This is a genomic window from Paraperibacillus esterisolvens (assembly GCF_046237625.1).
Taxonomy (GTDB): Bacteria; Bacillota; Bacilli; order Bacillales; family DSM-1321; genus Paraperibacillus; species Paraperibacillus esterisolvens.
In genome coordinates, this window is record NZ_CP143545.1 from 667805 (window position 1) to 690330 (window position 22526).

The following is a 22526-nucleotide window of genomic DNA, read 5'->3' on the forward strand; positions in this document are numbered from 1 at the left end:
TTACATCATTCCTTTCAGGTAGATGAAGCTGAAGATAAAGATCCACACTACATCAAGGAAATGCCAGTAAAGTGAGAAGATGAATGATTTATTGGCTGTTTCGGGAGTCAGTCCGCGTTTTTTGATCTGCAGAACAATGAACAAGCCCCAGAAGAAGCCGAGTGTAACGTGAGCTCCGTGTGTGCCGAGTGTTGTGAACAGAATCGACGTGAAGGCGCTCGTCTGGATGGTGGCTCCTTCATGTACATACATAACAAAGTCATAAATCTCAACACTTAAGAATCCAAGTCCCAAAAGCAGGGTGACAACAAAGAATGAAATCATCGCTTTAACCTTGCCAAGGCGCATGGCATGAACGCCAAGTCCTATGGTGAAGCTGCTTGCAAGGAGAAGGAATGTTTCAATCAAGACCGGGGCGATCTCAAATAAATGCGCCCCAGTCGGTCCATCGCCCGTACGGTCCGCCAATGTAAAGTAGGAGGCGAACAGGGTACCGAAAAGCATGATTTCTGCTCCAAGGAAAATCCAGAAACCAAGAATCTTTAAACGATTTTCATCTGTACTATATTCTAGTGGGAGCGAGTTATCTATTTTCATCAGTTAGCACCTCGCAATTTTGTTTCAGTCTCTTCAATCTCATCAACCGGGATGTAGTGTCCGTGGTCTTTTTCAAATGAACGAAGGGCCATGCAGACAAAGATTCCGATGGTAGTAAGGATCAAAGGAACCCAGATGCCGAATACGAATGAGAAGCCCCAGGCGAAGAAGATGCAGCCCATGATGAATGGCATTCCGCTGTTATTTGGCATATGGATTTTTTCATATTTGCCTTTGAAAAGAACATGGCCGCGCTTTTTAGCATCCCAGAGAGATTCGCTGGAATCCACCTGCGGCAGGCGTGCAAAGTTATATTCAGGCACCGGAGTGTGTGTTGACCACTCGATAGTACGTGCATCCCATGGATCTGAACTGATATCCCTGGAAGCAAAGCGTGTGCTGTGATAGATGTTGTAAACAATCAGCACGAAACCTGCTGCAAGTCCAAGGGCACCGACGAATGAAATGAAATTCAACGGTCCAAATCCGGATGCCTCGGAGTAGGTGTACATGCGGCGTGCCTGACCGTCAAGGCCGGTAAAGAACATTGGCATGAAGGCAACAAGCGTACCGAGCGTGATGAACCATGCGGCCCATTTTCCGATGCGTTCATTAAGCATAAACCCGAACATTTTAGGCCAGTAGTAAGTCAGGCCGGCCAGCATGGCGAATACTACGCCGGGAATGATTACCATATGGAAGTGGGCAACCAGGAACATAGTATTGTGATACTGATAATCTGCTGCTGACATTGCAAGCATAACACCCGTCACACCGCCGATTGTGAAAAGCGGGATGAACAGCATTGCATAAAGCATAGGGCTTGTGAACTCGATTTTTCCTTTATAAAGAGTGAACAGCCAGTTAAAGATCTTCACCCCTGTTGGTACAGCTATCGCCATCGTCGTGATGGAGAAGATGCTGTTTGTCAAAGCGCCCTGTCCCATTGTGAAGAAATGGTGAGCCCAGACCAGGAAGGAGTAAGCTGAAATGACGACCATGGAGTAGACCATGGACTTATAGCCGTATAGATTACGACGTGCAAAGGTCGAGATAATTTCACTGTATATACCGAAGGCAGGGAGTATCAGAATATATACTTCCGGATGTCCCCATACCCAGAACAGGTTGGCCCAGAGCATGTCCATCCCGCCGTTTGTGGTGGTGAAGAAGTTGGTGCCAAACAGGCGGTCCATGGTACCCATTGCCAGTGCCACTGTCAGTACAGGGAAGGCAAATACGATAATCAGGTTAGCTACAAGTGAAGACCAGGTGAACATTGGCATCTTCATCAAAGTCATGCCAGGCGCCCTCATTTTAAGGATCGTGGTCATGAAGTTAATCCCGGTCATCAAAGTACCAATACCGGCAATCTGGATGGCGATCATATAATAGTTCGTACCCACTGATTCACTGAACTCTTTGCCTGCGAGAGGGAAGTAGGATGTCCAGCCGGCATCGGGAGAACCACCGATTACGAAAGAAATGTTAAACAGCATCGCGCCCATAAAGAACAGCCAGAAGCTGAGTGCGTTCAGGCGTGGGAATGCAACATCCCTTGCGCCGATTTGAAGCGGTACAACAAAATTCATAAGAGCCATGATAAACGGCATGGCCATGAAAAGAATCATGACAACACCATGTGTTGAGAATATTTCATTATAATGCTGGGCATCGAGAAGCTTTGCTTCAGGTGTTGCCAGCTGGGCGCGCAGCATGATGGCATCGACGCCGCCGCGGAACAGCATGAGAAGTGCTGATATCAGATACATGATACCAATGCGCTTATGGTCGACTGTGGTCAGCCATTCACGCCATAGGTAGCCCCATTTCTTAAAATAGGTCACACCTGCGATGATTGCGATAACTGTAAGGCCGATGGCAACCATAGATGCATAAATCACAGGGCTTGGATGAGGTATCGCAAATCGATCAAAGAAATCCATGTGTGTGGCTCCTTTCAGGATATATATAATGTCGTACGTTTAACGGGGAAATTCCCCTATTAATGATTGTGTTCGGAATGGCCTTTAGGTTCTTTTGATTTTTCTTCTTCGTGTTCACCTTTTTTGCCATCCTCGGAAGTTTCATCCGAATTCCCGTGTCCGCCGTGATCATGTCCGCCATTTGCCGGTGTAGGCGGCGGGCTGAATTCCAGGTGGGTTCCGGTATAAGTGGATCTTCCCAGATGGCCAGGTTCAAGCAATTTATCAAATTTTTCTTCTGTCAGCGGCTTGGCAGTCGCTTTTACTTCATCAACCCACTCCTGATACTCAGCAGGTTTCATAGCCTGGACATCAAATGTGTTTTCAGCGAATCCTTTCCCGCTGAAGTTAGCATTCCTTCCCATATATTCTCCGGGAACATCAGCTGCCAGGTGAAGGGTGTTGACCATGTCGCTCATCGCGTATTTCTGGCCGCCAAGCTGCGGTATCCAGAAGCTTGTAATAGGTCCGTATGAATACAGCTTGAATTCAAGCGGACGGTCAGTGGGTATATTTAAATAGTTTACCGTTTCGATATTTTCTTCAGGATAGCTGAAATGCCATTTCCAATCGGAAGATGCTGCATAAACAACCAATGGCTTTTCGTCTTCATAGCCTTTTGGTTTAGCTTCGACTTCATAGTTGGATTTTACAGACATAATGGAAAGCACTGTAACGATTACAATTGGAATTCCGATACAGATTGCTTCAACCAGGACGCTGCTTTTGATATGCGGCGGCTCGTAATCTTTGCTTTGCTTAGACGCACGAAACTTAATGAGCATATATACAAGAATTCCAAATACAACCAATACAATAAACAGCATGATCCAGGTTGAAATGATGATATCATCTGCCTGAATTTTAGCCATCGGTCCTTTAGGATCGAGAACAATCATCTGCTCACAGCCTGCCAGCATGGAGATTGCAGCAAAGGCGAGAGTTAATACAGCCCATTTTATTTTCATGTTGTACCCCTTTCTTCCTTTTAAAATCTTAAAGGCTTGCAGTGAAAGTTTGTTAATGATTTCACATACTTTGTTTTTTCCCTGGGCATACTATTTCAAGAAACCAAGCCGGCTCTCGTTCAGCTATAAAAACGTGTATATAGCAGGTTCCAGGAAAGTGCAATTAGGATCCTGTAATTTTTAGAAAAAAAAACAAGTTTAGCATAATTGCAATAGCGGAATAGTGTTAATACATTCACATACTCCCTATACATATATTAGTAATTTTCTAGCAGAATAACAACTCATAAATAGTGACAAATTCGTGAAGGTTCTTGCCTATCATGGTATTAAAAGGATATCCTGTGACAGAACTGTGAAAGGTGTGACAAATGTGTGAACGGAGCAGCTGTCATTTGAAAAAGAATCAATATCCACTATAATGTTATTCTGAAATAACAACATGGTTCGGAGTGATTATCCTCGTCCGGCTCTCCATGCACGACTTTATCCCATACCCTGCCTACTCCTGTACTAAAACGTAAATTTGAAAGAATCTGACCGGTATTTCTCTCTTATTGGGCCACTATTTCTTCTGAAGCTAGACTATAATAGATCATATAGAAACCTGGGCAGCATGGCGGCCCAGAGGAGGGAAATATAATGAAAAAGTACAGCCGGGAAATCCTGGCATGGCTGAGGGCCATCTTGATAGCCGCCGGTATTGCATTTATCTGCAGGCAATTTCTTTTTTCTCCCATTACCGTTTATGGTGAATCTATGTCGCCTGCTTTCGAAGACAAAAACAGGATCATTGTCAGCAAGCTGAGCCGCATCGATCACTTTGACAACATTGTGTTTCATGCCCCTGATGCAGATGATAACTATATAAAAAGGGTGATCGGCCTGCCAGGGGACAGGATCTCTGTTGTGGATGATGTTCTCTACATAAATGGCAGGAAATATAAGGAGCCCTATCTTAAGGAAAACAAATCGGAGCTGCCGCCTGGCATAAAGCTTACGGGTGACTTTACCCTGCAAGAGACGACCGGAAAAGCCAGGGTTCCAGAAGGGTGTTTATTTGTTATGGGCGATAACCGCTTAAGGAGCAGTGACAGCCGAAGATATGGTTTTATCCGCATGGATTCAGTAATAGGGGAAGTGAAATTCCGGTTCTCTCCGCTCAGGGATGCCGGTATTCCTAAATAAAGGAGACGCCTCACAGGCGTCTCCTTTCATTTTATTCTGCTTTTTTAACATCAACCTTGCCGGAAAAGAATACAGCCCCTCCGCCCATATCTGCTATTCGGTCAGGTGTAAGGGAGTTGACGAGCTGGTTTGTGCCAGGAATATCTGACCATAGCCCGAGGGATACAACAGCGCCGGGAAGAACGTCTTGGCCGACCGACACAGTCAGTGTGCATTCACCGCGCCCGTTCCATAAAACGATTTTGTCGCCGTCTTCAATGCCCCTCTGAACCGCATCATCTCTATGCATATAGAGGAGAGGGACTTTCTCAAAACCGATATGCCTTTCATTGTTAGAGAAAGTTGAATTGAGAAAGTTATGGTTCGGTGCCGGTACGAACAAGAGGGGGAAGGACTCCTCGGGAAGGGGCATATAAGTCGGCAGGGCGGGATACCCGTCCCGTTCCATTTTCCTTGAGTACAATTCAATCCTGCCGCTCGGTGTCGGAAGGGTTTCCGGGAAGATTCCCCTGCGGTCAGCTTTAATATATGGCTGTTTGGAAAGCGCCTCATAGCTGATGTGCTGTACATGAGGGTTATCCGGATTATCAAGGGCCTGCCGGATCAATTCTTCATCTGTTTCCTGGAGACAGTCATCATTAAATCCCATTCCCCGGGAGAGCAGGCGAAAGACCTCAGTGTTGGATTTTGATTCGTAATACGGATGCACAACCGGCTTTTGCAGCTGGATATAATGATGCCAGTATGATGTGTAAAAGTCCGTATTTTCAAATGAGGAAGCAGCAGGAAGAATGATGTCGGCGTACAGGGCAGTTTCAGTTAAGAACAGATCGTGCACTACTGTGAATAGATCCTCGCGCAAAAGCCCTTCTCTTACCTTATTTCCTTCCGGGGCCACAACTGCGGGGTTTGAGCTGTAAACAAAAAGAGAGTGGATCCGGGGCCCTGAGGCCTCAAGGAGGGCCTTTCCGATTGCGTTCATATTGATACTGCGGGTCTTTTTTTTCATTAATTCCGGTCTCTGAAGAGCACGGCTGTTGTGTGCAAGGAAAGCAGAGTTGCCTTTGATCGCACCGCCGCCCTTCTTCAGCCACTGCCCGGTCAGGGCGGGCAGGCAGGAGATGGTACGGATACACATGCCGCCGTTATCATGGTGCTGAGGGCCGTTACCGATCCGGATAAATGAAGGCGAGGTGCTGCCGTACATGCGTGCAAGCTTATAGATATCCTCAGCGGGCACCCCCGTAATGGCGGATACAGATTCGGGATCGTACTGCCGGACGTGGTCCTTTAAATCCTTCCAGCCCACCGTGTATTGTTCAAGGAATTCTATGTCACAAAGCCCTTCTTTAAACAAGAGGTGCATGATGCCGAGGGCAAGAGCGGCGTCGGTGCCCGGCAGGATGGGAATGAACCAGTCTGCCCACTTGGCTGTCCGGTTCCTGTGTACATCGATCACTACAATCTTTGCCCCGTTTTTGCGGGCTTTTTGGGCAAGGGTGACCTGGTGCATGTTTGTGCTGACCGCATTTACTCCCCAGAAGATGAAGAGTTTGGCATGGACGGTTTCCTCCGGGTCAGTACCAATGCTGCCGCCCATTGTATAGGTATAGCCGGCTGCTCCTGCCGAGTTACAGATAGACCGCTCTAAGCTGCTGGCTCCCAGTCTATTGAAAAAACGCCGGTCCATTCCCTCTGCGCTCAGATTCCCCATATTTCCATAAAAGCTGTAAGGAAGAATGCTTTCAGAACCGTGGTCCTCCATCAATTCCTGCCATTTGCCGGTGATGGATTGTATAGCTTCTTCCCAGGAAATTCTCTCGAATTGCCCTGAACCTTTTGGACCAGTCCGCCTAAGCGGGTGCTTCAGCCGCTTCTCATCATATAAACGGTGCGGCATATTTCGGACCTTATTACAGATATGACCCTCTGTCACAGGGTGATCCGGATCACCTTCGACTTTCACAATGCGTCCGCCCGCCTTATGCAGCAGCAGCCCGCACTGATCCGGACAATCGAGTGGACATACTGATGAAAATACACCTTCCTCCTGATCAACATAATTTTTCATCGCTGCCTCCTTGTTTTTGGGGGGACTGACCCCATTTCCCGATTACTTCCCTGAATAGCCCGGTGGATGGCACACCTGGCACCAAATTGGTTGTCAGGGGGACTGTCCCCATCATAAGGGATGGGGCATATTCCAGCAAGATGCAAATGACTTAAAATGGTACAGTTTTACTGATAATCCAATAAGGTTCTTCTGTTATACTGTGCTGTCGGCCAGCCGCGTTCGTGCCGCTATTACTTCGTGTATCAGCAGGGCCGCCAATTTAACGGTCCGCCCGTCTTCATCAAGGCGAGGATTCACCTCGGCGATGTCAAAGCTTCTTACTCTGGGATGGGCAGCCAGCCGCCTGATCAGGGACCGGACCAACTTAGGGTGGAGCCCGAATGGAGAGGGAGCGCTCACACCTGGGGCATGTGCTGCCTCCAGGACATCACAGCAAAGAGTCAGCATGCAGTCCGCTTTGTCATCCATGAATTCCTCAAGCTTTTTCAGGCAGCCTTTGAGTGTATGTTCTGTCAGATCTTCTTCTAAAATATAGGATGTGCGATATTTTCGTGCTGTTTCAAACAAATACCCGGTATTGCCCGCAGGCTGGATGCCGGTACAAAAATACCCGGCTTCACTGTTTCGGTCAAGAATCTGGCGGAACATGGTGCCGGATGACGTTTCCTGTTCATAGGGACGCATGTCAAAATGTGCATCGATATTGACGATTCCGACAGACGGCATCTCGTTCAGGCTGTCTTCATACCCCAGGTAATGCCCAAACGCCACCTCATGGCCGCCTCCGAGGATAATGGGGAAGATGCCTTCCGCAAACAGCCTGGAAACAGCACGTCCCAGCTCTCCCTGTGCTTCTTCAAGCCCGCCTCCCTCACAGACAATGCTTCCGAAATCAATCAGCCTGGCTCCTGAAGGCAGGGGGAGGGCAGCCAGACCTTTCCTTAGTTCGTCGGGAGCGAGACAACTGCCGGTGCGCCCTTTATTTCTCCTGACTCCCTCATCACTTTTAAAGCCAATGATTCCAATCGCACCAGGCTTCGAGAAACCGGCCGGCTGAAAAACATTCATGAATTCCACAGCCTGATGCAGGCGGAAAGCGTTAAGGTTCTCTGTACTGTCCACACGCCCAGTCCACATATGTGGCTCACTCAACTCATACATGGTATCCTTCCTTTATATTGAAATTTTTAGATAATTAAGTTCATTTAAATTATAAGCCTAAGACGTGCCATTCTCCAGCGGGGCAGGGACCCGTTCCGTAAGATGAATTTGGGAAAAGGCTCAGTCCCCATATGGATTGCAGCATTGGCGCGGCTGAAAGGCTCGGGAAATAGGGGGCTGTTCCCCATTTTAGGAGGCCTTTTTTATGCGAAGGATGTTTGGGTTTTTGAGGAGGTACCGTCTGCCTGCAGGGGTGGCGCTTGTTTTTATGCTGGTGGAGCTGGCTGTGGAGCTGTGGCAGCCTTTGATTATTTCTAAGATTGTGGATGATGGTGTTATAGCTGGTGAGATGGGGGTGATTGCAAAATGGGGCGGTGTGCTGCTGGCTGTTTCAATATTTGCCTTCATTGGGGGAATCATTAATTCCTTTTATGCCTCTCATGTGAGCCAGAGCTTTGCGTATGACGTGAGGCGGGAGGTCTTCAGCAGAATTCAGTCCTTCTCGTTTGAAAGTTTCAGCAGGTTTCCGGCTTCTTCCCTGATTACCAGGATGACTAATGATGTGACTCAGGTACAGAATACAGTGTTCATGGCCCTGCGCATCATGCTCCGGGCACCGCTTTTGATCATCGGCAGTACCATCATGGCTTTTATGGTGAATGCTAAACTGGCCCTCGTGCTGGCTGCGGTGATTCCGCTTCTTATGATATTCCTCGGCTGGGTGATGAATAAAGGAGGAACTCTCTTTAAAACCGTCCAGGTCAGGCTGGACCGGGTAAATAGTGTGATGAGGGAAAACCTCACAGCTATCAGACTGATCAAGGCGTTTCTCAGACGGGATTACGAAGAGGGACGCTTTGGGAAGGCGAACATGGATCTGAAAGGTCAAACCGTCCATTCCCTCCGAATCATGGAGACTGTAAACCCTCTTTTGCTGCTGTTTATGAATATCTGTGTGATTGGGATCCTCTGGGCAGGAAGCGATCTGATCCAGGGAAACGGGGCAAAAGTCGGGGAGGTGGTGGCCATTGTTAACTATACAGCTAGAATCACATCCGCCTTTTCGCCATTATCTTTTATAATTGCGGCTTTCTCCCGGGCACGGGCATCGGCAGCCAGAATTACAGAGGTCCTTGATATGGATGACCCGATGATTGATGGAACTGGCACAAATCCAGCCCGCGGTTTAATACAGGGTGAAGTCGAGTTCCAGTCAGTCAGCTTTGCCTATCCGGAAACGTCAGAACATGTGCTCCACGGCATCAGCTTCAAGGTTAAGGCGGGCGAGACTGCTGCCATCCTAGGAGCCACCGGATCCGGCAAGACAACCCTGTTCCAGCTGATTCCCCGCCTATACGATGCATCAGGGGGAGATGTCCTCATCGATGGAAAACCGATCCGCACCTTCAGACTTTCCGAATTAAGGAGTCTAATCGGCTATGTACCGCAGGAAGCCCTGCTGTTCACAGGGACGGTAAAAGATAATATAGCGTGGGGGAAGGAAAACGCCTCCCAGGAGGAAATCATTAAGGCAGCCAGGGCTGCCCAGATCCATGAAACCATCATGAAGCTGCCTCTGCAATATGATGCAGTAATCGGCCAAAAAGGTGTCAATTTATCAGGCGGCCAAAAGCAGAGACTCTCGATTGCCCGTGCTCTTGTGAGGACTCCGAAGATCCTGATGCTCGATGACAGTACAAGCGCACTTGACCTGAAAACGGAGGCAGCCTTGTTTCAGGCGCTGGAGGAGTACCGCTGCACCACATTCATCATTACGCAGAAAATCAGTACAGCCATGGAGGCAGATACAATCCTGCTGCTTGAGGATGGCGCACTGCTTGCAGCAGGAAATCATGAAACACTTCTAAGAAAATCGCCCCTTTATTTAAAAATCTACCAATCACAGTTTGAAGGAGGGCAGGAGGAAATATGCTAGATGAGCTGAAGAAGCCTTTTCAATACAAGCATGTCCTGGACCAACAAGAAATATTGAGGGAACAGCTTCCGGAAAAAAAGAAGCCGAGGGCGAAGAATCAGCAAAAAACGCTGAGGCGGCTATGGGACTATCTTGCCGGTTATAAAAACCAGCTGTTCCTGGTCATCTCCATGGTGGTCCTAAGCTCCATTTTCGGCCTGCTCGGCCCCTTCCTTGCGGGCCGTGCTGTCGACTGGTTCATCGTGACGAAGGAAAGCAGCGGTATTGCGGCCGTGCTGGCGGCTCTCTTGGTTATTTACATCCTGAACTCTGTCTCATTGTTCCTGCAGAATTACTGGATGATCGGCATTGCACAGGAAACGGTCTCCACGATGCGGGGGCAGCTGTTCGGCCACCTGCACAGGCTGCCCATCCCTTTCTTTGATAGAAGGCAGCATGGCGAGCTGATGAGCCGGGTGACCAATGATATTGAAAATGTGAGCTCCACTTTGAACAGCTCAGTCATTCAGATCATCTCAAGTATCCTCACGCTTGCCGGCACCATATCGGTAATGCTGTATCTCAGTCCGCTCTTGACCTTTCTTACTTTGATCATCATTCCATTAATGGCCGCGGGGATGAGGTGGATCACAAAAAGGACAGGGCGCCTGTTCAAATCCCAGCAGCGAAATCTGGGCGAGCTGAATGGTTTTATTGAAGAAATCATTTCAGGGCAAAGGATCGTCAAAACTTTCTCGCAGGAACGACGGGTCATGGATGAGCTGATGATTAAAAATGAGAGGCTGAAAAGAGCAGGATTCTGGGCCTCCTGCTATTCAGGATTCATTCCTAAACTGATGAATGGCCTTAATAATCTAAGCTTTACCGTTATTGCAGGGATAGGCGGATATCTGGCCTATATGGGACATATCACAATAGGAACCATCGTGATTTTTGCTGAATATTCACGGCAATTCACCCGGCCTCTCAACGATCTTGCCAACCAGTTTAACACGGTCCTTTCTGCGATTGCTGGGGCGGAGCGGGTATTTGATATCTTGGATGAGCAAGAAGAAGCTTCTGATGAAAAAAATACCATTCAGCTGACAGAGATCAAAGGTGAAGTAGAGTTCAAGGACGTTTCATTTTCCTACAGCAGTGAAGGCACCACGGTCGAGCATATCACCTTCAGGGCTGCACCCGGTGAGACGGTCGCCCTTGCCGGCGCGACAGGCGCTGGAAAAACCACCATCATCAACCTCCTTTCCAGGTTTTATGATACCAATGAAGGCAGCATTTTGATTGACGGCAAGGAGTTACGCAGGATAAAAAGGGAAGAACTGCGGAGACACATGGGGTTTGTGCTCCAGGATTCCTATCTATTCCAGGGTTCTGTCCGGGATAACATCCGCTATGGCAGGCTGGATGCCTCTGATGAGGAAGTGGAGGATGCGGCAAGGCTTGCCAACGCCCATTCCTTTATCCAAAAACTCCCCGGAAAGTATGATGCTGTCCTCAAACAGGACGGAGGAGGGATCAGCCAGGGCCAGAAGCAGCTGCTGTCCATCGCAAGGGCTATCCTCGCAGATCCGTCAATTCTGATTCTGGATGAGGCTACGAGCAGCATAGATACCATAACCGAAATTAAGATTCAGGAAGCGCTGCAAAGGCTGATGAAAGGCAGGACAAGTTTCGTGATCGCGCATAGACTGAACACAATCCAGCAGGCAGACCAGATCATCGTGCTGAACGAAGGCCGCATCATTGAAAAAGGTTCACATGAAGAACTGCTGGGGCAAAAAGGTTATTACCACAACCTTTTCAGCAGCCAGCTGCAAAAGATGAATGCGTGATTTGGGTAAAAGGACCCTTCTTTTTACAAGTAAAGGCTGCGCATATTTTTCTATGATTGTGTTACGATAGAATTACTCAAAGCACATTAAAGGAGCAGCCAAGTAAATGAGAGTAAAACTTATAGCAGTCCTTGCTTCAATGGCAATCCTCAGTTCCTGTTCTGCGATGCAGGATTTTAGCGATTTCAGGGCACAGGACTCAAACTTAGGATCAGAAAGCAGAAAAACAAAAAAAACTGTTAAAGCACCAGTCAAACAGCTGCTGGATGTTCCACTGCTGAACCAGATGGAGGCCCCGAGGCTGTACAATGGATGTGAAGTGACCAGCCTGGCCATGCTGATGAATTACAGGGACATTGATGTGACAAAAAATGAACTGGCTTCTGCCATTAAACGGGTCCCCCTCACCTATCAGAGCGGACAAAGAGGAAATCCGAATGCCGGCTTTGTCGGGAATATGGAAGAAGGGCCGGGTCTTGGAGTCTATCAGGCACCCATTACAAAGCTTGCCAGGAAATATGCTGGCGATAAAGTCAGAAACTTAACGGGTCAGCATTTTGACGAGCTGTTGAAAGAGGTGGGAAGCGGTTCACCGGTATGGATTATCACGACAGCAGAATTTGCCCCGGTAAATGATTTCATTGAATGGTCCACTCCTCAGGGGGAAATCAAAGTAACTTTTAAGGAACACAGCGTTGTAATCACGGGGTATGATCCTGAACATATTTACGTCAATGATCCTTATGGACATAAAAACAGGAAGCTGCCGAGAGAAAACTTTATCAAAGCCTGGAAGCAGATGGGCAGCCAGGCTTTGACAATAGAGGCGTAAGGGGTTGTCCCATAAAGGGACAGCCTCTTTTTTGAGAAAAATATAGGAACAAGTGTTCTTGTTTTTGCTTTTCAACTTGTAATAAAATAGAAATAAAGACTCACGTTAGACAAGGAGAAGAAGGGGGGATGGAATATGAATAGAGAAAACTTCTTCGATGAAAAAGCACTGAACAAACTGATCATCGCTGAACTGAAGCAATACAGGATCCTGAAAGTACAGCTTGAAAACATTCAAGAGAGGGAGCGCGCCGGCATTGTGGATCTGTTTCCTTCAGTAAGGGAAACGGGCGATACTTCTTATTTAAAAGTGTTGCAGATCCAGCGGGCATTGGAAGAGTCGCTCGATCCGCTTGAGAGGGAGCTGATAGAGAAGAAATACCTGGGCCAGCGCGACCCGACTGATTTGGAAGTATATCTGGAGCTTGGGATTAAAAAGGCTAAATATTATGCAAAAAAGAAGGATGCGCTGAAAGCACTTGCCACGGCACTGGGGGTCATTTAAGGATTTTCTGCAGAGGATGAAAACCGGCCCGCACCCGCTTCATGCTGGGTATAGAAACTGCCCGCCTCCTGGACAAAACCTGGAAAAAAAGAAGATAAACGAGGCACCACGCCGCCTTCCTATTAGCTGTAAAATAAAAACAGAACAAATGTTCTATTTTTAACAATTAAGGAGGCGTGCTTTATGAATATTGGTTTGTCTCTAACCTGTCAAAGTTTCATGGACTGTTTAATGGAAGCTGGAATATATGTGGCCGGCGGTATGGACAAGCTCCTGCTTTCCTGGTTTATCATGGTCAGCTGCGAATTGGCAGGCAGGGCCGTCTGTCTTATCTGCAACAAGGAATTAAGCTGTAAACATGCCATACACTCTATCCTGAAAAAAATGTCTTCCCTGCTTCTGCTGATTGCGGCTGTCCAGCTTGATATTGTAATGGGCAATGCAGAACAATTCATCAGATCAGCGGCCATTGTATTTTTAATTGGCAATGAGGGAATAGCGATAATGGAAAACCTCAATAAGCTGGGTCTGCGTGCCCCGGCGGCAGTATCCAGAATAATGGACCTTCTGGGCGAAAAGGATGAGGAAGGGCCCAGCGGCGATTAGTGTGCTGAAAGGAATAGATACGGAATTGCTATATAAAGCGGGATCCCGTTTTTTAAGGTTAGGGCTTCTTTAAAAACTGGATGAAAACGGAATAAATCGACAAATCCCTCCAGCAGGATTATCTTGTCTTCCACGGGGTATCTAATATCCTGAAAGCAAATATTTCTTTGGAGGTATGATGATGAATAAGAGAGTAGTAGGCGTATACGACCATGGAAATGATGCAATTAAAGTCATCGAGGATCTACAGGCAGAGGGCTATGAAAGAGATCAAATCTCAGTTATCGCCAGGGATCCTGAAGATGTGCACGAGATAACGGATGAAACAGGAACAAAAGCCGGCGAAGGAGCAGCAGCAGGGGCTGCTACAGGAGGTGTGCTGGGAGGATTGACTGGATTCCTCGCGGGAGTGGGAGCCCTCGCCATTCCGGGGATCGGGCCGATCCTTGCAGCAGGACCGATTGCTGCAACGGTTGCCGGTGCCGTAACAGGCGCAGGCGCAGGCGGAATCGCCGGTGCGCTTGTCGGTATGGGGATACCGGATCATGAAGCCAAACAATATGAAACCGACATTAAAGAAGGCAAAATTCTCGTTCTTGTTGACGATAAGGACGGAGCTCTCGATGGTTCAAGGAGAATGGATCAAAGTAAAGGAATTGGCAGAAAGGGCGTAATTGGGGGCATTGACCATGCAGACAGGCCAGGCAGCCTGGACAGAGAACAGGGGCTGACTGATTCCCGGACAGTGATCAGGGGCGGACATGATAATGGACACTCACGGGATGGCCTTGAATCTGAGCTGACGAACCATACCACCGACAGGCACAGCGTGCGGGAAGGCATCCTGGAAAAACCGGACGAGCATGGCCGCAGAGTGGAACCCCACAAAGAAACATCATTCGGTGAAAGCTTCAGCGGCCGGAAGCTGAGTGACGATGAAGGGTTTGGCGGACGTCCTGTGCCGGCAGATGGAGAGAATCTCCGCGGGCGTGCAAATGCAGCAGCAGATGATACAAATGTACATGGCGGATTGAACCTTGCAGGAAATGAAGGCTTCCGTGATGAAACGAAGCGTGATACGGGTGATGAGACCGTTGGAAGAGACTGGGATGAGGACCGGAAAATCAGGGACCGCCAGCGCCGTATCGAAGAAACAAGTGACCCGCTGCTTACTGGAGATCCGATGGTGGACGCGACAAGGGGCGGCAGCAGGGGACCTGCCTCTTTTCGTGATAACAATGGGATTGTGACGGATGATGCATCAGGACAGGAAGGCAGGCCTTTCCGCCGCGACAATGACAGCGACGACCCTATTGTATAAGAAAATAAAATAGCTGGAAGGCTGGACGCCAATAGGCGTTCAGCCTTTTCTAATGCATTTTTTCCGGGATAATTTTCAAAACAGGTTTCTAAAATTCAGGAAAAGGCTAAAATACCAGTAAATTATTTTAGGAGGATACAAGATGGCGAAGAACCAGAATAAGACAGCTGTAGTGACTGGAGGCGGTTCCGGGATCGGGGCAGCGGCGGCCAGGAGGCTGGCTTCAGAAGGGTACAAAGTCTGCATCATTGACATTAAAGAAGACCGGGCAGCAAAGGTAAAAGAACAGATTGAGGAAAAGGGCGGTACCGCTTTTGTACTGAATGTCGATGTATCCGATCCTAAAAGAGTGTCTGAAGCAATCAGCAGGGTGAATAGTGAATGGGGAACCATCGATGTCCTCTTTGCCAACGCGGGAATAAATGGTGCGGTGACATCCATTGAGGAAATGGAGCCGGACGAATGGGACCAGACCATTACAACTAATTTAAGGAGCACCTTCCTTTTTGTGAAATATTCCATTCCGCATATGAAGGAAAATGGCGGCAGCATAATCATCACCAGTTCAATCAACGGCAACAGAACATTTAGAAATATCGGCTTCTCCGCCTACAGCACATCGAAGGCTGGACAAACAGCGTTCATGAAGATGGCAGCGCTGGAGCTGGCCCGATATAAAATAAGGGTGAACGCAATCTGCCCGGGTGCCATTGACACGAACATTGAACAGAATACTTTTAAGGACGAAGCGCTTGAAGAAGTAAGCATCCCGATTGAGTATCCTGAAGGAAGTCAGCCGCTTGAGCAGGGTTCCGGCAGTGCTGAACAGGTAGCTGACCTGGTATACTTCCTGGCGTCTGACCAATCTTCTCATATTACAGGAACAAAAATTTATATAGATGGGGCAGAATCCCTGCTTTAAAAACTGGCATATGCCGGTTTTTTTTGTTAAGGACTGTTTTCAAAAACGCTAAGGCTTTTGAACTGGGAAGTTGATTTCCAATCCAGATAACTTGTTAAATGATTGCTCCTCTCAGGCTACCTTAAATAACAATTCTTTGAAAATGATCTTTTTAACATCTGTGTCGGAAAATGCTGACTTTTCTGCATTTGTGGATTTCCTATTTACTTTTTTGTGGTAAAATTTTTCTATTATGTTAAAAAAGAGGGTGCGGAATGGACAAGAGATTCAGCAGTCAGGAACCATTAATAACACCAGGTCAAGGGAATTCTCTTCAAGTTGGAAGGAAGGGTGCTAGCGGACGGGGCGGGAAGGAAGGCAGCCATATTGTCTGTATAGGCGGTGCTCACGTAGACCGGAAAGCCGTCTGCAAGGACGAAGTGCGCTTTGAAACATCAAATCCGGTCACCACGTCTGAAATGTGCGGCGGGGTGGCGAGGAACATAAGTGAAAACCTGGCAAGGCTGGGCGTGGACGTATCGCTGATCAGCTGTGTCGGCCGGGATAAAGAAGGAGATTGGATCCTTGAAAACAGTGCCCGGCATGGAGTGAATATTGACTCTGTACTCAGAAGCCGAGACCGGACAGGTACATATACCGCTCTTCTGAACACAGATGGAGAACTAGTCATTTCCATGGCTGACATGGAAATATATGAACAGTTATCTGTGACTTATTTAATGGAGGCGTGGCCTCTGATAGAAACAGCGGACTTTGTTGTGATTGATACCAATCTTCCGGAAGCAAGCCTGTTTTATATGATCCAGAGATGCGTAATGGAGGGGATACCGGTCTATGCAGATCCTGTTTCAGTCCCAAAAGCAAAAAGACTGCTGCCCATGCTGAATGGTATCCATTGCATCCTGCCGAACAGGGAAGAAGCAGAGATATTGTCCGGCATGAAAATTGAGTCTCTGAGCGACTGCATGAAAGCGAGTGTCCTCATCCAGGAGAGCGGTGTTAAAAACGTAGTGATCACCCTGGGGAAGGATGGAGTTTTTGGGGCAGATGGAGAGAGCACATTCCATCTGCCCGCATTTCCTGTAGAGGTGTTGGATGTGACCGGGGCAGGCGATGCCTTTATGGCAGGCTTCCTATACGGACTTTCTGAGGGAGAGGAGTTCAGGCATGCATGCAGGATTGGATCGGCAGCAGCTGCGCTTGCTCTTCAGTCCAATCTGTCAGTCCATCCGCAGTTTGACGTTCCCAAAATAACAGCAATCATGAAGGAGAATGTAAAATGAACAAATATTTGTCTTTTTCCGCAGAAGTCCGTAATGCATTAGATAAAGGTCTGCCGGTTGTCGCCCTTGAATCCACGATCATTTCCCACGGAATGCCATATCCACAGAACGTCCAGACCGCCTCGGAGGTTGAAGAGATTATCCGCAGGAATGGTGCCGTGCCAGCCACCATAGGAATTTTGGGGGGGTTTATAAAGATTGGGCTTATAGCTGAAGAGCTTGAAGAGTTTGGCAGCAACCCCGATGTGCACAAGGTGAGCCGAAGAGATCTCCCCTATATCCTCGCTTCCGGAAAGATGGGGGCGACCACTGTGGCGGCAACCATGATAGCCGCCCAAATGGCCAGCATCCGGTTCTTTGCTACCGGAGGGATTGGCGGTGTACATAGAGAAGGCGAGAGCACCATGGATATATCAGCAGATCTGACTGAGCTCTCACAGACCGATGTGGCTGTTATTTGTGCGGGAGTGAAGTCGATTCTCGATATCGGCAGAACGCTTGAATATTTGGAAACACAAGGAGTGCCGGTGCTGGGCTATAAAACGGCTGAGTTTCCTTCCTTTTATTCCAGGGAGAGCGGATATAATGTGGATTTTCAGTTGGACAGCCCGGAGGCTTGTGCTGCCCTGCTCTTGACTAAGTGGGACCTGAACCTTAAGGGAGGTGCGGTGATTGCAAACCCTGTTCCTGCAGCACATGCAATGCCAAGGGAAGAGATTGAAGCTGTTATTCTATCAGCCTTGCAGGAGGCAGAGGAAAAAAAAGTGCGCGGCAAAGAAATAACCCCGTTTCTGCTGGCGCGTATCAAGCAGATTACGGAAGGCCGCAGCCTTGAAACAAACATCGCGCTTGTGAAGCACAATGCAGAGACAGCTGCCAGGATTGCCGCGGCTTACAGCAGACAAAAAGCGGTTTCTTTGTCATCATAAAAACATGGAGAGGAGGCGTCCTGCTTTTAGGCGCCTTCCTTTTTTTGTGGAAAAGGGGCGGAGCTGCATGTCTCATATGGCTTCCTGCTGCTGGGTGTGACCTTGCTGGCTTTCCTGTTATCTTTACTCCGCTCCACTGCCTTATTGTGTTTGTTCCTGCTCTTGTCGAGGTTCCTTTCCGTGCATGGGCTTTGCGCACAGCACACTCTTATTTGTTTTATGCGCCTGAAATCACTGACCAGGGAACTAATTACCCATGAAAAATCTGTAAAATCCTCATAAACTATTATACCAATATTCAGAATTATTAGTATAATAAGTGATAGAAAGAATGAGAAGGAGGAATATTTTTGAAAGCGCTTAAATCAATAGTCATCTGGGGCCTGGTCTCCGCCCTGGGTGCAGCGGGCTTTGGGGTGCTGGCCCTGAATCAAGGGGAGACGATCAATGCAATCTGGCTGCTGGTGGCGGCTGTCTGTACTTATGCGGTTGCCTATCGTTTTTACAGTAAATACATAGCGAAAAAAGTGTTTGATCTGGATGACAGCCGGAAGACACCCGCTGAAATTCATAATGATGGCAAGGATTATGTGCCGACCAATAAATGGGTTCTGTTTGGCCACCACTTTGCTGCGATTGCTGGAGCGGGGCCGCTGGTCGGCCCGATCCTTGCCGCCCAGATGGGCTATCTGCCGGGAACGATCTGGATCATTGCGGGGGTAGTGCTGGCAGGGGCTGTCCAGGATTTTGTCATTCTCTTTGGCAGCATGCGCAGAAAAGGGAAATCGCTGGGAGAAATGATAAAAGAAGAGATAGGACCGTTCACAGGGTTTATCTCAATGGTCGGCATCCTTGGAATCATGATCATCCTGCTTGCGGTCCTGGCGCTTGTTGTGGTCAAGGCGCTGATCGGCAGTCCGTGGGGAATGTTCACAATCGCCGCTACCATTCCAATAGCGATATTCATGGGAATTTATATGCGCTATATCCGTCCGGGGAGAATAGGGGAAGGTTCAATTATCGGTATTGTCCTGCTGATTCTGTCCCTGTACGGGGGACAGTATGTGGCGGAGCATGAAACACTCAGTGCCATGTTTTCATTTAAGGGCGAGACGATCGCTCTCATGATGATCGCCTACGGCTTTATCGCTTCTGTCCTGCCGGTATGGATGCTGCTTGCGCCGCGTGATTATTTAAGCACATTCCTGAAAATTGGGACGATAGCTGGCCTTGCTGTCGGTATATTAGTTGCCGCTCCCGACCTTCAGATGCCTGCGGTTACGAAGTTTGTGGATGGCACAGGACCGGTGTTCGCAGGGAATCTCTTCCCGTTTTTATTCATTACCATCGCGTGCGGCGCCGTCTCGGGATTCCATGCCCTGGTGGCCTCAGGCACAACGCCGAAAATGATGGAGCGGGAATCGCATGCCCGTCCTATCGGCTACGGAGCTATGCTCACAGAATCATTTGTTGCTGTAATGGCCATGATTGCCGCCTGTGTCTTGACTCCAGGCATCTATTTTGCCATCAACAGCCCGGCTGCTGCTATCGGCGTGGATGCTGCCAGTGCGGCCAGGACGGTTACAGAATGGGGCTTTACCATCACACAGGGAGACCTGACAACACTTGCTCATGATGTGGGGGAGGAAAGCATCATTTCAAGGACTGGCGGCGCACCGACGCTTGCCATTGGCATGGCCTATTTGTTTTCCAATGTTATCGGCGGGAAAGCGCTCATGGCATTCTGGTATCATTTCGCGATTTTATTTGAAGCTTTATTCATACTGACAACCATCGATGCAGGGACGAGGGTGGGCAGATTCATGATCCAGGACCTGCTGGGACATGCGTATAAGCCGCTCGCAAAAACTGAATCCCTCCTTGCCAACATAATTGCGACGACGATCTGTGTGGCGGGCTGGGGCTACTTCCTCTATCAGGGAGTCATCGATCCGCTCGGAGGCATCAATACCCTGTGGCCGCTGTTTGGAATAGCCAATCAGATGCTGGCGGGAATCGCACTGCTTCTCGGATCGACCATTCTATTCAAGATGGGGAAAAAGGCATATGTCTGGATCACACTGATCCCGACCACCTGGCTCTTGATCGTCACGATGACTGCCGGCTGGCAGAAGCTGTTCCACAGCGACCCGAAAATAGGATTCCTTTCACATGCAAAGGTGTTCAAGGCGGATCTGGATGCCGGGAAGGTCAGGGCACCGGCTGCCACTGAGGAGCAGATGAGGCAGGTGCTGATGAATGACTATGTGGATGCGGCATTATGTGCGTTCTTCATGTTTGTTGTGATAGCGGTTCTGATCTCTGCCATCAGGATATGGGTAAAGGTCCTCTCCGGCAAGGCTGTCACGCTTCATGAAGAACCATCTGTTTTAAGAAATGATGAGAGGAATAAGAAGCAGTATGCTGGATAAATTATATTCTGCCTTAAAGCATAGAAAACAGTTCATCAGCCTGCTTGCAGGAGTACCGAGCTATGAGAAATATGTGGAGCACATGCGTGAGCATCATCCGGGTAAGGAGATTCAGACCAGGAAGGAGTTTTTCTGTGAAGCCCAGGAGGCCAGGTACAATGCCAAGGGCGGCAAAGTATCAAGATGCTGCTAGGCATCTTGGTAATAGAACAAACATGAGTTTTTCTGCCCGCCGCTCATGCACAGAAACGGACTGGACAGGAGAGTAGGGACAAACACAATTAGACGGTGATGCAGAGCAAGAAACAACAGGAATGCAGAAGATTAATTTGATTTTCACATGTGGCTGCAGGAAGCTTCCTGATCAGCTCCGCACCCTTTACACAGAAAAAAGCTGTCCGGAGCATTGTGCTCAGCGGACAGCTTTTCATTTGCCTTAATGCGGGAAAAACAGGAGCTGGATGACGAATAAAACGGCGAAAATGTAAACAAGAGGATGGACGCTCCTCCATTTACCTTTAGCTATTTTCATCAATGGATAAGAAGATAAAACCAAAGGCAATACCGGTCGCGATGCTTGAAGTGAGCGGCATGGTCAGAATGACGATGAATGCCGGGAAAGCTTCATCAAAATCATCCCAGGTGATATGCCGGACATTGCTCAGCATCAATGCACCCACAATGACAAGGGCAGGAGCGGTGATGGCAGAAATTCCGGAGACCGCGCTGACTAACGGGCCAAAGAAAGCAGCCAGCCCAAAGAGAAGGGCTGCGAATGGTCGTCAAGCCGGTGCGCCCGCCGGCGGCGACGCCGGATGCCGATTCAATGTAAGCAGAAGTCGGGGTGGTACCGAACATGGAGCCGCCAAGCGTTCCGACTGCATCCGCTATAAGGGTACGCCCTGCACGCGGAAGTTTACCGCCCTTCATCAGGCCAGCCTGCCTGCTCACTCCGAGTACGGTGCCGGTGGTGTCGAACATGGTCACAAGAATGATGGAAAAAATGGCAGGATATAAACTATGTTCTATCACATCCGAAATGGCGGTTACCGGATTATAGGCAATCAGGCCGTCAGGAAGCGATGGCACAGAAACGATGCCCTTGTCGAATTCGAGCTGACCTGTAAGACTTGCAATTATGCCTGTCAGGACAATACCGATGAAAAGGGCCCCAGGTACATTCATGGTCATAAGAACCAGTGTGGCCGCAAGTCCTATCAATGCAAGTACAACCCCGGGCGAATGCAGATCTCCAAGCCCCACGAGATTGGTTGGATGGGCTTTAATGATCCCAGTAAGGCGGAGACCGATGAAAGCAATGAACAAGCCGATTCCCGAGGTGATCGCATGCTTAAGGTTCTCAGGTATCACTTCAATCAGAAGTGACCGGAGCCTGGTGAATGAAAGCAGAAGGAATAGAATTCCCGTCACGAATAAAGCCGAAAATGCTTCCTGGTATCCAATGCCGCTGTCAGCCTGGATTACAGTATAAGCAAAATAGACATTGGTTCCCATTGCGGGTGCTACGGCAATGGGGTAATTTGCTGCAAACGCCATAAATAGGGTGCCGATGATAGTCGCAATGACAGTGGCCGTGAATCCTTGTTCAAAAGGCACACCCACATCAGACAGGTGAGCGGATTTTCGACAATGATGTAAGCCGTGGTAAAAAAGGTAGTCAGGCCTGCAACAAACTCTGTTTTCACAGAAGTCTGATGGTTTTTTAAGTCAAACATGATGAACTCTCCTATTAGTAAAGTCAGGATGAAAATCTCCTTTCGTAGACTACCATTTGCCCAGGGCCAATTCAAAGCATATCATCCGGAACGCTGTCAGTGAGCGGTTTCAAATTGATTTTCCGACATTATATGAATTAACAAAACCTGATATAATTGGTATCCTAAATGAGGGGTTGGTATATTGAAATATAATAGTGATATAACAAAAAGGGGGATT

At 48.4% G+C, this 22526-nt stretch carries 17 protein-coding genes and 1 pseudogene; 12 read left to right on the plus strand and 6 right to left on the minus strand.

What is annotated here, in order from left to right:
* The 3 genes from qoxC to qoxA are packed head-to-tail and all read right to left on the minus strand — an operon-like array spanning position 1 to position 3550.
* Positions 1 to 597, minus strand: a complete 597-nt coding sequence (gene qoxC / locus V1501_RS03515) for a cytochrome aa3 quinol oxidase subunit III (protein WP_409291474.1) — start codon at positions 595 to 597, stop codon at positions 1 to 3.
* Positions 597 to 2543, minus strand: coding sequence for a cytochrome aa3 quinol oxidase subunit I (qoxB, locus tag V1501_RS03520; protein ID WP_409291475.1), 1947 nt, complete (start codon positions 2541 to 2543; stop codon positions 597 to 599). The genes qoxC and qoxB overlap by 1 nt, the downstream gene beginning before the upstream one ends.
* A gap of 59 nt (positions 2544 to 2602) precedes the next feature.
* Positions 2603 to 3550, minus strand: a complete 948-nt coding sequence (gene qoxA, locus V1501_RS03525) for a cytochrome aa3 quinol oxidase subunit II (protein WP_409291476.1) — start codon at positions 3548 to 3550, stop codon at positions 2603 to 2605.
* 642 nt (positions 3551 to 4192) lie between these two features.
* Between qoxA and lepB the strand changes: the two genes are divergently transcribed.
* Entirely contained in the window at positions 4193 to 4738 is a 546-nt protein-coding gene (gene lepB / locus V1501_RS03530) for a signal peptidase I (protein ID WP_409291477.1), read from the plus strand.
* A gap of 31 nt (positions 4739 to 4769) precedes the next feature.
* Here lepB and V1501_RS03535 read toward each other — a convergent pair whose 3' ends face one another.
* The gene (locus V1501_RS03535; RefSeq protein WP_409291478.1) at positions 4770 to 6809 is read right to left on the minus strand and encodes a molybdopterin-dependent oxidoreductase; all 2040 of its coding nucleotides are present in this window, start codon (positions 6807 to 6809) and stop codon (positions 4770 to 4772) included.
* A 195-nt stretch (positions 6810 to 7004) separates the two neighbouring features.
* A complete protein-coding gene (hutG, locus tag V1501_RS03540) occupies positions 7005 to 7973 on the minus strand; it encodes a formimidoylglutamase (protein ID WP_409291479.1) in 969 nt (322 codons plus the stop codon).
* 205 nt (positions 7974 to 8178) lie between these two features.
* Between hutG and V1501_RS03545 the strand changes: the two genes are divergently transcribed.
* The 11 genes from V1501_RS03545 (at position 8179) to V1501_RS03595 (ending at position 20763) form a co-directional block, all read left to right on the plus strand.
* The gene (locus V1501_RS03545) at positions 8179 to 9909 is read left to right on the plus strand and encodes an ABC transporter ATP-binding protein (RefSeq protein ID WP_409291480.1); all 1731 of its coding nucleotides are present in this window, start codon (positions 8179 to 8181) and stop codon (positions 9907 to 9909) included.
* A complete protein-coding gene (locus tag V1501_RS03550) occupies positions 9903 to 11741 on the plus strand; it encodes an ABC transporter ATP-binding protein (RefSeq protein WP_409291481.1) in 1839 nt (612 codons plus the stop codon). Before V1501_RS03545 ends, V1501_RS03550 begins: the two co-directional genes overlap by 7 nt.
* Positions 11742 to 11907: 166 nt before the next feature.
* Positions 11908 to 12573, plus strand: coding sequence for a C39 family peptidase (locus V1501_RS03555; protein ID WP_409293235.1), 666 nt, complete (start codon positions 11908 to 11910; stop codon positions 12571 to 12573).
* 135 nt (positions 12574 to 12708) lie between these two features.
* Complete coding sequence (locus tag V1501_RS03560) at positions 12709 to 13077, plus strand: ArpU family phage packaging/lysis transcriptional regulator (protein ID WP_409291482.1); 369 nt, start codon at positions 12709 to 12711, stop codon at positions 13075 to 13077.
* A 183-nt stretch (positions 13078 to 13260) separates the two neighbouring features.
* A complete protein-coding gene (locus V1501_RS03565) occupies positions 13261 to 13683 on the plus strand; it encodes a phage holin family protein (RefSeq protein ID WP_409291483.1) in 423 nt (140 codons plus the stop codon).
* Between the two features lie 181 nt (positions 13684 to 13864).
* Complete coding sequence (locus tag V1501_RS03570; RefSeq protein ID WP_409291484.1) at positions 13865 to 15004, plus strand: general stress protein; 1140 nt, start codon at positions 13865 to 13867, stop codon at positions 15002 to 15004.
* Positions 15005 to 15146: 142 nt separating this feature from the next.
* Positions 15147 to 15926, plus strand: coding sequence for an SDR family oxidoreductase (locus V1501_RS03575; RefSeq protein ID WP_409291485.1), 780 nt, complete (start codon positions 15147 to 15149; stop codon positions 15924 to 15926).
* Between the two features lie 254 nt (positions 15927 to 16180).
* A complete protein-coding gene (locus V1501_RS03580; protein WP_409291486.1) occupies positions 16181 to 17209 on the plus strand; it encodes a carbohydrate kinase family protein in 1029 nt (342 codons plus the stop codon).
* Positions 17206 to 18138: a pseudouridine-5'-phosphate glycosidase gene (locus tag V1501_RS03585; protein WP_409291487.1), complete on the plus strand. Its 933-nt coding sequence runs from the start codon at positions 17206 to 17208 to the stop codon at positions 18136 to 18138. Before V1501_RS03580 ends, V1501_RS03585 begins: the two co-directional genes overlap by 4 nt.
* Positions 18139 to 18488: 350 nt before the next feature.
* Positions 18489 to 20570 carry a carbon starvation CstA family protein gene (locus V1501_RS03590; protein WP_409291488.1) on the plus strand — a complete coding sequence of 694 codons (2082 nt, stop codon included), beginning with the start codon at positions 18489 to 18491 and terminating at the stop codon, positions 20568 to 20570.
* A complete protein-coding gene (locus V1501_RS03595; RefSeq protein ID WP_409291489.1) occupies positions 20560 to 20763 on the plus strand; it encodes a YbdD/YjiX family protein in 204 nt (67 codons plus the stop codon). Before V1501_RS03590 ends, V1501_RS03595 begins: the two co-directional genes overlap by 11 nt.
* 243 nt (positions 20764 to 21006) lie before the next feature.
* On the opposite strand, the pseudogene V1501_RS03600 reads toward V1501_RS03595, so the two are convergent.
* Positions 21007 to 22306 (minus strand): annotated as a pseudogene (locus tag V1501_RS03600) (NCS2 family permease).
* Positions 22307 to 22526: the final 220 nt, after the last annotated feature.